Consider the following 13261-nt stretch of genomic DNA (forward strand, 5'->3'; position numbering starts at 1 on the left):
GATGTTAAGCGGCGCTCACAAAGGGGGATTGGGATCGCCGCTCAGACGCTGTCCGTCTTGGCAACGTCCGCGGATCCGGTGTCCTTTTCGACCGCCTGCCGGGCACGCTGGCGCTCCACGAGTCGCGCCGCATAGATGGAAATCTCGTAGAGAAGGATCGTCGGTATCGCAAGGCCGATCTGAGACATCGGATCCGGCGGCGTCAGCACGGCGGCAACGACGAAGGCGAGGACGATGGCGAACTTGCGCTTTTCGGCAAGCCATTGCGACGTCAGCAGGCCGACACGGGCAAGCAGCGTGGTGACGACGGGAAGCTGGAAGACAAGGCCGAAGGAGAAGACCAGCGTCATGATGAGGCTCAGATATTCCGAGACCTTCGGCATCAGCGAGATCGCCACCTCGTCATGACCCGGCGCCTGCTGCATCGACAGGAAGAACCACATGACCATCGGCGTGAAGAAGAAGTAGACGAGAGCAGCGCCCATCAGGAACAGGACCGGCGAAGCGATCAGGAACGGCAGGAAGGCCTGACGCTCGTTCTTGTAGAGGCCGGGGGCCACGAACTTGTAGACCTGGGCGGCAATGATCGGGAAAGCGACCACCAGGCCGCCGAACATCGCCACCTTGACCTGGGTGAAGAAGAATTCCTGCGGCGCGGTGTAGATGAGCTGCGCCTTCTCGACGTCGAGATGCGCCCACACGACGGCCGTCTTGTAGGGAATGACCAGATAATTGAAGAGATGCTTGGCAAAAAAGAAACATGCGATGAAGGCGACGAAAAACGCGCCGATCGACCAGATCAGCCGCGTGCGCAGCTCCATCAGGTGCTCGATCAGCGGCTGCGGCTTGTCTTCGATATCACCGCTCATGCCTCGTCCTTCTTCGTCTGCGCCGGCTTCTTCGGCGTTGCAGTCTTTTTGACTGCCGTCGCGCGCTTCGGTTTTTCCACAGGCACGGCAACGGCCGCCGCAGCATCGATTTTGTCGGCAGCCTTGACGCGCGGCTTGCGCACGGGTTTCGGCTTGGCGGCAACCGTATCGGCCTGGACAGCCGCTGCTGCGACGGGTTCAGGCTGCGCCGGCGCAGGCACCAGCGGCGGCGTTTCCGGCAGGCTCATCGACGGCGTCGGGGCAGAGACCGCAGCAGAAGGCACCTCGGTCTTGTTTTCCGTGACCACGGTCGACTTCTGCAGGTCGGCTTTGATCTCGTTGCCCATCTGGCGAAGCGGGTTCATCGCCTCGCGCAGGCTGTTGACCGGGTTGAGCTTCTGGGCGTCGCTGATCGTCTGGCGGACATCGTCAAGCTCGGCTTCGCGCAACGCTTCGTCGAACTGCGCACGGAATTCACCCGCCACCTTGCGGGCACGCTGCGTCATCTTGCCGAAAGCGCGCAGCATCGGCGGCAAATCCTTGGGACCGACCACCACGATCAGTACGACCGCGATGACCAAAAGCTCGGTCCAGCCAATATCGAACATGCAAGGCTCCTGGACGGGAAGCGCGGGGGCTGCGCTTTTTCCCGGACTTGGTTACTTCGTTTCGTCGGCCTTGTGATCGACGGTCTTTGCCGTGTCCGGCGCGTCCTCGTCCGTCATGCCCTTCTTGAAGTTCTTGATGCCCTTGGCAACGTCGCCCATCAGTTCCGGAATCTTGCCGCGACCGAACAACAACAGCACGATGACCAGAACGATCAGCCAGTGCCACATGCTAAAAGAACCCATCATTACGCTTACTCCCTGTTTCTATGTTCCCACGATGTAAGGATTTCCGACACCGTTTCCAACATCAAGCCCTTTGAACTGCGCTTAATGTCACGGTATCGCCCTTTGTGACAAGCCATTGACCCGCCGAAAAGTGCTGGTTCTATTGTTTTCGCCATGCATGGCAAAAGCAAGACGCAAACCCCTCAATCTTCAGAGGTGCCGCGCGGCGCCAACAACCCCAATTCCTCGAGGTCCATCTGGGTGATCGGGTCTTCGTCCTCGGTCAGTTCGTCGTTCATCAACGGCGAGGGAATATTGAAATTCGCCGGAATGCGGCCCGACAGCAAGCCCGCTCCCTTCAACTCTTCGAGACCCGGCAAGTCACGCAGCTCTTCGAGACCGAAATGGTCGAGGAAATCGCGTGTCGTGCCCAATGTCACCGGCCGGCCCGGCGTGCGCCGGCGGCCGCGGAACCGCACCCAGCCGGCCTCCATCAACACGTCGAGCGTGCCGCGCGAGGTCTGGACGCCACGGATATCCTCGATCTCGGCCCGCGTCACCGGCTGGTGATAGGCAATGATCGCCAGCACTTCCAATGCTGCGCGCGAAAGCTTCTTCACCTCATTGTCATCACGGCGGATGATGAATGACAGGTCGGCGGCAGTGCGGAAGGCCCAGGCGCCCTCGACCTGGACCAGATTGACGCCCCGCGGCGCATACTGCTCCTTCAGGCGCAGCATGATGGTGCGCACGTCGGTCTTCTCAGGCAGGCGCTCGGCGAGGAAGCCTTCGGAGACCGGCTGCGACGAGGCGAAGACCAGCGCCTCGGCGATGCGCTCGGCCTCGATCTCGGCCTGCAGTTCGCGGCTCCTGTCGTCGAAATCGCCTTCGAAATCCTCTTCGCTCTTCGGATCGATCAAGCCGGCTGCTCCTGCTCCACCACCTGCAGCGTGGCATGTTTTGGACCGCGGCGCATGTATATCGGCTGAAAGGCGCCATCCTGACGGATTTCGAGCTTGCCCTCACGCACCAGCTCCAGCGAGGCGGCAAAGGCGCTGGCGATTGCCGTGACGCGTTCCTCGGGTGCTGCGAGATAACGCAGCAGGTAATGCTCCATCGCCGTCCAGTCACCGATCTCGCCGATCATCTGGGTCAACAGCTCGCGGGCATCGGTCAGCGACCAGACACTGCGCCGCTCGATCGTCACCTGGGTGACGGCATTGCGCTGCCGCAGCGCCGCATAGGCGGTCAGGAGATCGTAGAGGCTTGCCGCATAAGCGGATTGCTGACGGTCGGGAATATGCTCGGGGGCGCCACGCACGAAGATATCGCGGCCGAGACGGTTGCGATTGACGAGGCCCTCCGCCGCCCGGCGCATGGCTTCCAGGCGTTTCAGGCGGAAGGCGAGCGTTGCCGCCAGTTCCTCGCCCGAAGGACCGTCATCCTTGACCTGCTGGGGAATGAGCAACCGTGACTTGAGATAGGCAAGCCAGGCGGCCATGACGAGATAATCGGCGGCCAGCTCGATGCGGATCCGCCGGGCGCTTTCGATGAAGAGCAGATATTGCTCGGCAAGCGCCAGCACCGAGATGCGCGACAGGTCGACCTTCTGGTTGCGGGCGAGATAGAGCAAGAGGTCGAGCGGGCCTTCGAAGCCGGCGACGTCAATCACCAGCGCTGGCTCGTGGCTGGCGCGCTCGGCACCGTTATCCTGCCACAGCTTGTCCATCGGCGTTGCCGCCTGCGGACGTTCCGTGCCCTTGACCGTGCTCACCTAGCTGCTCCCTTACGATCAGACCGTCGCAAACATCGCCTCGAATTCCACCCTCAATTCCGCTTCGTCGGATCTATCCGGCGCCGCGAAGCCTGCTTCCACCGCTTTTGCGCGGGCAAGCGAGATGCCGGCGAGCGGCGGAACATTTGCCACGACATCCCGCATCTCGTCCATATCGCCATTGCAATGCAGCACGATATCGCATCCGCCTGCAATGATATTCGCCGCACGCTCACCGATCGTACCGGAAAGAGCGTTCATCGAGCTGTCGTCGGAGAGCAGCAGACCGGTAAAGCCGATATGCTGACGGATGATGCCGTCGATCACCTTGCGCGAGGTCGTCGCCGGATTGTCCGGGTCGATGGCAGTGAAGACGAGGTGACAGGTCATCGCCATCAACTCGTCCTTCATCGCGATAAAGGGCGGGAAATCGTGGGTCTCCAGCTCATCACGCGAAACGGTGACGACAGGCAGTTCCAGATGTGAATCCGCGAAACCGCGGCCGTGGCCGGGCATATGCTTCATCACAGGCAACAGGCCGCCGGCCTTCAGGCCTTCGGCAGCCGCCCGGCCCATGGCGATGACGGTGTCGGGATCGCCGCCATAGGCGCGGTCGCCGATGACGTTGCTGCTGCCCTCCACCGGCACGTCGAGCACCGGCAGGCAATCGACATCGATGCCGAGGCTCGAAAGGTCGAAGGCATGCAGCCGCGACATCAGCCATGCGGCCCGCAGGCCAAGCGCCGGGTCGCGGCGATAAAGATCGCCGAGCGCCTGGCCGGAAGGATAACGCGCCAGAATGGGCGGGCGGATGCGCTGGACGCGGCCGCCTTCCTGGTCGATCAGCACCGGCGCATGCCAGCCGACGCTTTCGCGCAGATCGGCGACGAGATCGGTGATCTGCCGGGCTTCGGAGATGTTGCGCCCGAAGAGGATGAAGCCCCAGGGCCGTTCGCCCCGGTAAAAGGCCTTTTCTTCGGATGTGAGGGCAAGGCCGCTGCAGCCAAGGATCATCGCTTTTGATTCGGTCATGTGAGAATCATAGACGGCGCCCGGCCAAATGCGAGCAAGGTCCAGCGCGATGCACAAAAAAGAGCGGCGGACCAATCCGGTCCGCCGCTTCCGATATCAATGAGCCTGATTCTTACTTGGAGATCAGGCAGCTTCCGCCCGCGGCGCGATACTGTTCGCAGAGCGCAGCCGCCTCGTCCTTGGAACCGGCCGGAATGCGAACACGGTAGAACGTGCCCTTGCCGGCGATATCGGCCCTGCGGATCTCATGGCTACGGCGGCCAAGCACACCGGCGAATTTCTTCGACAGGTTGGCATAGGATTTGTTCGCCTCGTCTTCCGACGGCAGCGAGGCGATCTGGATGCCGTAGCCGCCGGCGGACGCAGCCTGCTGCGGCTTTGCGGCAACCGGTGCTGCGGCCGCGACCTCAGCCGTCGTCTGCTGTGCAGGCGGCCGGACATTGCCCTTCTCGGTCACGGTGCCGACGACGTTGACGGGCTGGTCGACCGGACGGGCGGTCGGGATCGGAGCGGTATCGGCAATCGCCGAGGTCTTGACCGGGCGCACCGGCGGCTCGACCGGGGCGGGATTTGCGGCCTGCGCGTCGGCGCTGCCTGCAAGCGGCGGCTCAGCCGGCGCGGTTTCAGCAGGTGCTGCAGAACGAGCATCGGCGGAAGCAACCTCGGCGCTTGCCGGGAAACTTGCGGCCGTTCCGGCGACCGGAGGCGCAGTCGGGGTCGATGGCGTCGTCTGGGCCGTCAACGGCGGCAGAGCCGACTGCGTCGGCTGGGCAGACTGCGCCGCCTGTGTCGGCTGGTCGGCGGGCGCCGGCTCCTCGCGTGCGACCAAGGTGCCGTCAGGCTTGACGATCATCGTGCGGACCTTGCGCGGCGAAACGGACGGCGCCTTGTCGGCATCGGTTGCCGAAGCGTTGTCGGCATTGTCCTGGTTGGGCAGCAGACGCGGATCCTGCGTCTCACCGACCGCGGTCGGCGTGACCTGATCACCGGCATTGGCGTTCTCGTCGTCCTCAGGCAGCGCTTCCGGTGTCAGGGTACGCTGGACGACATCGACGGGCGCCTCGTCGGAAGAAACGAGCGCCTTCTGCTTCGGCTCCTCGGCAGAACCCGCGACGCGGTCGTAGACAGCCTTATCCTGGTTCGGCACGGTCTTGCCGCCCGGATTTTCCGGAACGACCTTGACCGGCTCCTTGTCGGCGGTGATCACGCGCGGCTCGCCGGTTGCAACAATGCCGAGCCCCTCGCCGTTCCAGACGGAGGAATAGACGCCATAACCAACGCCGGCAAAAACGACGAGCACGACAGCCCCGGCCAGCAGCCGGCGCATCGACCGGGCGCGGCTGAAATCAGCGGCCTGGCTTGCCGATTCGATACGGACTTCGGAGGTTTCACGGCGCTCGACCGGTTCGCGCACGCTGCGGCGGAAATCCTCCTCCAGCGCCCGTTCGAAATCATCGAGGCCATCGGCGATGGTGGGCTTGACCGGCTTTGCCGCGGCAGCAGCCGTATCCCGGACCGGCGCCGGGGTTTCCCGCGGCTTGGCCGGCTCAAAGAAGCTGGCGATCTCTGCGTCGAGATCGAAATCGAAATCCGCAGTTTTTGCGACCGGCGCAGGCTGCTCCACCGGCGGCAGCGCCGGCACATGCATATCGTCGACGGTCTCGGGACGATCCTCCGGATCGGAGATCATCGCCGGATCGAAAGGCAAGTCTTCGGTGGATTCGGCGACAGGCGCCGCCCAGTTGAAAGCCGACGCCGGAGCTGGCGCCTGCGGCTCAGAAACGGCGGCCGGAGCGGGCCGCACCGAGGCGGCGGCATCCTGCTGGGGAGCAGGAGCTGGCGGCTCAGGCGCAAAAACGGGAGCCGGCCGCGGAGCGACGGCGGCGACCTGCTGCGGCGCAGGGGTTATCGGCTGCGGCGCAGGCTCGATCTGCTCGGAGAAATCGAGATCGGCGAGTTCCAGTTCGATGCCGGCAAGATCCAGTTCGAAATCATGGCCGGCGAAGGGATCGTCGGCTTCCGGTACGGGCTGCGGCGCCTGCGAATATGCCGTTACAGCAGGCTGCGGCGCAACAACTTCGGCAAGTTGCGGCGCGACAGGCCGTGCGGCTTCGGCAGCATAGACCGGAGCAGGCTCGATCGGAGCAGGTCGGACGAATGCTGCGGCGACCGGTGCGGGCGCGATCACCTCGGGCTGAACAGGTGCTGCGGCCACCGGGACGGCAGGAACGGGTGCCGCCTCGATCGATGCGGGTTGCGGCGAAACGGGCGCCGGATTGGCGCGTTGCGGCACCGGATAACGCGAGACGTCGGCCAGCAGATCGTCGAGATCGAAGGTGCCGGCGGTGTGTGGAACCTCCGGCACGACCTCGGTCAGCGCCGCATCGGCCTGGATCTCGCCATCGACGGCCGCGGCAATGAGATCGAAACCGGCGTCGGAGCGGAGATCCTCCAGCCCGTCTTCGATTTCGACGAATTCCTCGGCTTCGGCAGCCTCTTCCGACACGATGACCTCATCATGGCGATCGAGTTCGGCGGGGAAGCCAAGCGACGGCGAAGCGGATTCGAATTCCTCGGAGGGCTCGACAGCGGCGACAGGCGCCGGCGGCTCGATCACAGATTGCAGCTCGACCGCAGGAAGATCGACCGACGGCGCTTCAGCGACCGGTGCTGCGACCGTTTCGGCCACAGGCGCCGGCGCAACAACCGGCTCCTCGCGCTTCGCGGCATGGAAATTGGCGAGCGGCAGCCTGATGCTGGCAGCCGACCATTGCGGCGCCTTGGCGGGTTGCGGCAGCGAAGAGACCGGTGCTGCACCGATCGACAGCTCAAGCTCCTCGATGAGGTCGCGCGCACCGCCGAAGACCGACTGCACCGACGCTTCGGGAGCGGGCTCAGGGGAAAGCTGCTCCGCCCAGTCGGCGGCGGGCGTGTCCTGATTCTCCACGGCCAAAGTCACGTCTTCGTCAGCATCATCGGGAGCGACGGACACCGGCTCAGCAGCCTCCGCACGTTCGTCAGCGGGAGAAACATCGAGAACGGGCTCGACGTAATCTTCAGGCAGGTCGTCAGAGATCGGCTCGGCGGGCCGGTCGAGCTCTGCGAGCGGACGTGGCGAATCGTATCGGTCGAACTCGCGCCCAAGCTCTTCCTCGAGATCGAGGGCCGGCTCGCGCCGAGCCGCCTCGGTCATCGTATTCGCTGCAACACGCGGCTCGAAGCCGACGATACGGGCAAGTTCGGCCAACGGATCGTCGTCGGCAAACAGATCGTCTTTTCCGCGCGTATCATACGCAAGTTGTTTATCAGCCATGCCTATCCCACTCGCAAACGCCAACGCTCAAATGCCAGCGCATTGTGGGGAAATGGTGACGTTATCGCATTTCGTCCGGTGCGGCAGTGCCTGTAATGGCAAGTCCCGACTTCAAAACCGACGCGACGGCGTACACCAGCCCAAGTCTGGCAATACTTGATTCTCGGTTTTTATCATTAACAAATCGTAATTCCGGCTGATCTTTACCTTTGTTCCAGTGCGCGTGGAACGAACTTGCGACGTCGTAGAGGTAAAAAGCGATGCGATGCGGCTCCTGCGACTGGGCGGCCGCCTCGACGATCCGCGGGAATTCGGCGAGCTTGGCGACAAGCTGCAATTCGGCCGGATCACCAATGCCAGCAACGGTTTTCGCGAGATCCTCGGGCGAAACTTCGAGGCCGGGAAAAGCCTCCCTCGCCTGCCGGAAGACCGACATGCAGCGGGCATGCGCATACTGCACGTAAAAAACAGGATTATCTTTCGATTGTTCGGTCACTTTGGCGAAATCGAAGTCGAGCGGCTCGGAATTCTTGCGGTAGAGCATCATGAAGCGGACCGAATCACGACCGACTTCCTCGACGACGTCCCGAAGCGTGACGAAATCGCCGGAGCGTTTCGACATCTTCACCGGCTCGCCGTTTCGATAGAGCTTGACGAGCTGGCAAAGCAGCACCGTCAGCTTCGCCTTACCATCCGAAACGCCGCGTGCAACCGCTTCCAGGCGCTTGACGTAGCCGCCATGATCGGCGCCGAGCACATAGATCATCTCGTCGAAACCACGGTCGAACTTGTTCTTGAAGTAGGCCACGTCGGCGGCGAAATAGGTGTAGGCGCCGTCCGACTTGATCAGCGGCCGGTCGATATCGTCACCCACTTCGGTGGAGCGGAACAATGTCTGTTCGCGATCCTCCCAATCCTCGGGAAGCTGGCCCTTCGGCGGCGGCAGCGTGCCCTTGTAAACATAGCCCTTGAAGGTCAGGTCGTTGATCGCCGTGCGGATCGCCGCGGCCCCATTGGCATGCAGGGTGCGCTCGGAGAAGAAGACGTCGTGATGGACGTTCAGCGCCGCGAGATCGTCGCGGATCATCACCATCATCGCATCGATGGTGCGGTCCTTGACGATCGGCATCCATTGCTCTTCCGGCATGTTGTGCAGCCGCACGCCGTAATCGGCGGCAAGCGACTGGCCAACGGGCACGAGATAGTCGCCGGGATAGAGACCCGAAGGGATTTCGCCGATTTTTTCGCCGAGCGCTTCGCGATAACGCAGGAAAACGGAGCGGGCGAGCACATCGATCTGCGAGCCGGCATCGTTGATGTAATATTCCTTCTCGACGCCGTAACCGGCAAAAGCCAGCAGGTTGGCAAGCGCGTCGCCGACGACGGCGCCACGGCAATGGCCGACATGCATCGGGCCGGTCGGATTGGCCGAGACATATTCGACGTTGACCTTCCTGCCCTCACCCAGCGTCGAGCGGCCGTAATCGGTGCCGGCGCCGATGATCGAGGCGAGCAGCCGCTGCCAGTAGCCGACGGCGAGACGGATGTTGATGAAACCGGGGCCGGCAACCGAGACATCGGCGACGTCGGCATCCTCTTTCAGCTTGGCGATGATGACATCGGCCAGCGCGCGCGGATTGGTTCCGAGCGGTTTTGCCAGCACCATCGCGGCATTGGTCGCGACATCGCCATGGCTCGCGTCACGCGGCGGCTCGACGGTGATGCGGCCGAAATCGAGCTCAGATCGCTTTTCCCTGACCAGATCGATCTGTTCAAGGGCGGTTTTGATCCTGGCTTCGAAGTCGGTAAAAAGGTTCATCGCACTCTTCCATGCATAGGCTGTGCCAAAGGCTCAAATCGGGCCTCGGCGTGGGCGACCGCTGCCTATCGCAAATCCGGAGTGTGGTCAAACAACCGCCTGTGGGCGCTGATCGCATAGGTGTCGGTCATACCGGCGAGATAATCGCCGACATGGCGGGCCTTCGGCGCATCGGACAGGCCGGCGATATGATCGACCCAGTAATGGCTCTGCATCTCCTTGGGATTGGCCATGTAGGCGCCAAACAGATCGGTGACGATCTTTGCCGCGCCGGCGCGGATGCGCATGATATCGGCATTGCGGTAGATGCGTTTGAAGAGCATCGCCTTGATCTGCCGGTCGGTCTCGGCCATCGCCTCGGAAAAGGTGGCGATCACCTGACCGGCGCCGCGGATGTCGCCGGCGCTCTCGGGGCGAAGGAGGGAAAGACGCGCCTGCGCGACGCCGATGACGTCTTCGACCATGCGGGTGATCTGGCGGCGCATGATTTCATGGGTGAAGCGGCTCGGCTCCAGATGCGGATATCGCTCCCTCACCTCGGCCATCAGCCCGGCGAGAAATGGGATTTCCTCCAGCATCTCGAAAGTCAGGTAACCGGAACGCAGGCCGTCATCGATATCGTGGGTATTATAGGCGATGTCGTCGGCGATCGCCGCGACCTGGGCCTCGAGGCTGGCATAGCTTGCAAGCTCGAGATCGTGCAGCTCGCAATAATCGAGGATCGGCTGGGGAACGGGGCCGCGCGTGCCGACGCCATCCGGCGTCAGAAGCGGACCATTGTGCTTGACGAGACCTTCGAGGCTTTCCCATGTCAGGTTGATGCCGTCAAATTCGGCATAACGCCTCTCCAGCTTGGTCACGATGCGCAGCGATTGTGCATTGTGGTCGAAGCCGCCATAGGGCAGCAGCACCTCGTGCAGCGCGTCCTCGCCGGTGTGACCGAAGGGCGTGTGACCGAAATCGTGGACGAGGGCGACGCCTTCGGCCAGATCCTCGTCGAGCTTCAGGGCGCGGGCGAGCGCGCGGGCGATCTGCGCCACCTCGATCGTATGGGTCAGCCGGGTGCGGTAATGATCGCCATCCTGGGCGATGAAGACCTGCGTCTTGTGCTTCAGCCGGCGAAAGGCGGTGGTGTGGACGATGCGGTCGCGGTCGCGCTGGAAATCGGAGCGCGTCGGGCTTCCGTCTTCCTGATAGAGTCGTCCGCGGCTCGTCCAGGGGTCGGCCGCATAGACCGCCCTCTCACTGCTGCCGAAACCCAAAGCACGCGTATCGATCGTCATTCTTCACCGTCATCCTGCATGTTGCCGCATCTGCCCATTGACGCCGCTCTTCGCCCTTCATACCTATAGCCCGATAAAACGGCAAAGAGGCGCTTTCTCAACCGCATCGGCGTATCATCGCCTTTTCGCCAGGATTATGGTAAGTTTCTTTGATATCAGGCATTTGAACATTTCAGTGCCAAAACCCATTCTCTCCGGATCTTGACCCCGGCAGGAGGAAACATGACGGATACGAGTGTAACCCTTTCAGATGCCGCGGCAAAGCGTATCGCTGCGATCGTCGGCGCCGAAGCCGGCAAGAGCGCGTTGCGCGTTTCCGTCGAAGGCGGCGGCTGTTCGGGCTTTTCCTACAAGTTCGATCTTGCCGACGGCGCCGGCGACGACGACATCGTCGTCGAAAAGAACGATGCCAAGGTGCTGATCGACAGCCTGTCGCTCGTCTATATGGCAGGCTCGGAGATCGACTTCGTCGACAATCTGCTTGGCCAATCCTTCCAGATCAAGAACCCGAACGCGGTGGCAAGCTGCGGCTGTGGCACCAGCTTCTCGATCTGACTTCTGAACGCACGGCCTTCTCCCCAACGAACCGGCCGAAGAGTTATTTCCGGCCGGTTTATCGTCTTGTCCCCTGGTGAAATACCGCGATAAAAGAAGCGCACGAAGCTAACGGGACAGAGCCATGAAGATCGCGACCTGGAACATCAACGGCGTTAAGGCGCGCATCGACAATCTCACGCAATGGCTCAAGGATTCCGATCCCGATATCGTCTGCCTGCAGGAAATCAAAACCGTCGACGAAGGGTTTCCGCGGCTGGAGATCGAGGCGCTCGGCTATCACGTCGAGACGCACGGCCAGAAGGGCTTCAACGGCGTGGCGATCCTCTCCAAGAGTTCCCCTTTCGAAGTGAACCGCGGCCTACCCGGCGACCCGCTGGACGAACAGGCGCGTTTCCTCGAAGCCGTGTTCACGCTCCCCGACACGCGCATCCTGCGTGTCTGCTGCCTCTACCTGCCGAACGGCAATCCCGTCGACACGGAGAAATATCCCTACAAGCTCGCCTGGATGGAGCGCCTGCGGGCGTTCGCCGCCGAACGGCTGGCCTATGAGGAGATGCTGGTCCTTGCCGGCGATTACAATGTCATCCCGGAACCGCACGACTGCTTCGATCCCAAGGTCTGGGAAAACGATGCGCTGTTTCTGCCGCAGACGCGGGCGGCGTTCCGCCGGCTCGAAAATCTCGGGCTGACGGATGCGGTGCGCGCGACGACGGATGCGACGCAGTTCTATTCCTTCTGGGATTATCAGGCCGGCGCCTGGCCGAAGAACAACGGCATCCGCATCGACCATCTGATGCTGTCGCCGGAAGCCGCCGACCGGATGACGTCGGCCGCGATCGAGAAACATGTGCGGGCTTGGGAAAAGCCGTCCGACCACGTGCCTGTTATCGCCTATTTCGATTTTGCAGGCTGAGGCTTTTCCGCCTTACCGTGCCGTGGGTCCGAAAGGATGCACGGCACTCCTCTAGTCGTCGGAACCGGTCGCGATGCTGTGCGAGAGGGATACCGCCGTGCGGCGGTCGGCCTCGTTCGCAACAGAGAAGGCCTGCTCCTGCAACGCTTCCATCCAGCCACAGTCCTTGGGCTTGCAGCGGTCGAGTGCCGCCGTCATCAGCGCCAGACCACGGGCCGTCTGGCCTTCGTCGAACAGGATATTGCCGAAGACCGCCATGGCGCCGGGATGGCCGCTCTTGCGGGCCTGGTTCAACCATTTCTTCGCCTGCTGCGGGCTGGCATTGCCGCCCTCGCCGGCGAGCATCATCTGCGCCAGTTGGAACTGCGCTTCGGGGACGCCAAAGGTGGAGGCCACCTGGAAATAAAGTTGGCGTGCCTGGCTGAGGTCGATCCTGACCGGGCTGCCGGCAATGCCGTGCTTGTAATAGTTGGCGAGCGAGAGCAGCGCGTTGACGAAGAAGCCGGTATCTTCCGAACCGGGCTCGACGCCCTGCTGGGCGATCTCGCTATAGATCTTGAAGGCTTCGAAATCATCCTGGGTGACGCCGTCGCCATCGGCATACATGTTGGCAAGCGCCCAGCGCGAGCCGGTGTGCCCCTTTTCGGCGGCGTATCTATAGGCTTCCACCGCCTCTTCCTTCTGGCCGTTCTTGTAGGCCTTGAAGCCGAACTTGAAGAGGTCGAAGGGTCCGGATTCCTTGCTGACGCCGCCTTTGATATCGAATGCGCGGCACGGACCGGACAGCGCCAGCGCGACGGCTATCGACATGCCCATCAGCATGAATTTGAACAGTTTGAACTCGGACGTCACCATTTAAACCGATTT

General features: G+C 62.5%; 12 protein-coding genes. 2 read left to right on the forward strand and 10 right to left on the reverse strand.

Going from position 1 to position 13261, the window contains the following annotated elements; translation table 11 throughout:
• Window positions 1–41: 41 nt before the first annotated feature.
• From tatC to FHT79_RS13980, 9 genes are all read right to left on the reverse strand, one after another.
• On the reverse strand, window positions 42–869 hold the full coding sequence (gene tatC / locus FHT79_RS13940) for a twin-arginine translocase subunit TatC (RefSeq protein ID WP_047614785.1): 828 nt from the start codon (window positions 867–869) through the stop codon (window positions 42–44).
• Entirely contained in the window at window positions 866–1477 is a 612-nt protein-coding gene (gene tatB, locus FHT79_RS13945; RefSeq protein ID WP_097594615.1) for a Sec-independent protein translocase protein TatB, read from the reverse strand. The genes tatC and tatB overlap by 4 nt, the downstream gene beginning before the upstream one ends.
• Window positions 1478–1528: 51 nt before the next feature.
• Entirely contained in the window at window positions 1529–1720 is a 192-nt protein-coding gene (locus FHT79_RS13950; RefSeq protein ID WP_097594684.1) for a twin-arginine translocase TatA/TatE family subunit, read from the reverse strand.
• Window positions 1721–1905: 185 nt separating this feature from the next.
• Window positions 1906–2622, reverse strand: coding sequence for an SMC-Scp complex subunit ScpB (gene scpB, locus FHT79_RS13955; protein ID WP_047614781.1), 717 nt, complete (start codon window positions 2620–2622; stop codon window positions 1906–1908).
• On the reverse strand, window positions 2619–3476 hold the full coding sequence (locus tag FHT79_RS13960; protein ID WP_047614779.1) for a ScpA family protein: 858 nt from the start codon (window positions 3474–3476) through the stop codon (window positions 2619–2621). The genes scpB and FHT79_RS13960 overlap by 4 nt, the downstream gene beginning before the upstream one ends.
• An 18-nt stretch (window positions 3477–3494) precedes the next feature.
• Window positions 3495–4508, reverse strand: coding sequence for a beta-N-acetylhexosaminidase (gene nagZ, locus FHT79_RS13965; protein ID WP_047615369.1), 1014 nt, complete (start codon window positions 4506–4508; stop codon window positions 3495–3497).
• A gap of 112 nt (window positions 4509–4620) precedes the next feature.
• Window positions 4621–7821, reverse strand: coding sequence for an SPOR domain-containing protein (locus FHT79_RS13970; RefSeq protein WP_183903477.1), 3201 nt, complete (start codon window positions 7819–7821; stop codon window positions 4621–4623).
• 61 nt (window positions 7822–7882) lie between these two features.
• Window positions 7883–9640: an arginine--tRNA ligase gene (gene argS / locus FHT79_RS13975; RefSeq protein ID WP_047614776.1), complete on the reverse strand. Its 1758-nt coding sequence runs from the start codon at window positions 9638–9640 to the stop codon at window positions 7883–7885.
• 65 nt (window positions 9641–9705) lie between these two features.
• Window positions 9706–10923, reverse strand: coding sequence for a deoxyguanosinetriphosphate triphosphohydrolase (locus tag FHT79_RS13980; protein ID WP_047614775.1), 1218 nt, complete (start codon window positions 10921–10923; stop codon window positions 9706–9708).
• A gap of 222 nt (window positions 10924–11145) precedes the next feature.
• On the opposite strand from FHT79_RS13980, the gene erpA reads away from it, so the two are divergent.
• Complete coding sequence (gene erpA, locus FHT79_RS13985) at window positions 11146–11478, forward strand: iron-sulfur cluster insertion protein ErpA (RefSeq protein WP_047614773.1); 333 nt, start codon at window positions 11146–11148, stop codon at window positions 11476–11478.
• A 124-nt stretch (window positions 11479–11602) separates the two neighbouring features.
• Window positions 11603–12394 carry an exodeoxyribonuclease III gene (xth, locus tag FHT79_RS13990; RefSeq protein WP_047614772.1) on the forward strand — a complete coding sequence of 264 codons (792 nt, stop codon included), beginning with the start codon at window positions 11603–11605 and terminating at the stop codon, window positions 12392–12394.
• A gap of 51 nt (window positions 12395–12445) precedes the next feature.
• On the opposite strand, the gene exoR is transcribed toward xth, so the two are convergent.
• Window positions 12446–13249, reverse strand: a complete 804-nt coding sequence (gene exoR, locus FHT79_RS13995; protein WP_047614771.1) for an exopolysaccharide production regulator ExoR — start codon at window positions 13247–13249, stop codon at window positions 12446–12448.
• Between the last annotated feature and the right edge of the window lie 12 nt (window positions 13250–13261).

This window comes from Rhizobium sp. BK212 (assembly GCF_014197475.1).
Classification (GTDB): domain Bacteria; phylum Pseudomonadota; class Alphaproteobacteria; order Rhizobiales; family Rhizobiaceae; genus Rhizobium; species Rhizobium anhuiense.

Excerpts from the sequence above, each read along its gene's own strand:
- tatC (WP_047614785.1), bottom strand. The coding sequence starts at position 869 with ATGAGCGGTGATATCGAAGACAAGCCGCAGCCGCTGATCGAGCACCTG.
- tatB (WP_097594615.1), bottom strand. The coding sequence starts at position 1,477 with ATGTTCGATATTGGCTGGACCGAGCTTTTGGTCATCGCGGTCGTACTG.
- FHT79_RS13950 (WP_097594684.1), bottom strand. The coding sequence starts at position 1,720 with ATGGGTTCTTTTAGCATGTGGCACTGGCTGATCGTTCTGGTCATCGTG.
- nagZ (WP_047615369.1), bottom strand. The coding sequence starts at position 4,508 with ATGACCGAATCAAAAGCGATGATCCTTGGCTGCAGCGGCCTTGCCCTC.
- FHT79_RS13970 (WP_183903477.1), bottom strand. The coding sequence starts at position 7,821 with ATGGCTGATAAACAACTTGCGTATGATACGCGCGGAAAAGACGATCTG.
- argS (WP_047614776.1), bottom strand. The coding sequence starts at position 9,640 with ATGAACCTTTTTACCGACTTCGAAGCCAGGATCAAAACCGCCCTTGAA.
- FHT79_RS13980 (WP_047614775.1), bottom strand. The coding sequence starts at position 10,923 with ATGACGATCGATACGCGTGCTTTGGGTTTCGGCAGCAGTGAGAGGGCG.
- erpA (WP_047614773.1), top strand. The coding sequence starts at position 11,146 with ATGACGGATACGAGTGTAACCCTTTCAGATGCCGCGGCAAAGCGTATC.
- xth (WP_047614772.1), top strand. The coding sequence starts at position 11,603 with ATGAAGATCGCGACCTGGAACATCAACGGCGTTAAGGCGCGCATCGAC.
- exoR (WP_047614771.1), bottom strand. The coding sequence starts at position 13,249 with ATGGTGACGTCCGAGTTCAAACTGTTCAAATTCATGCTGATGGGCATG.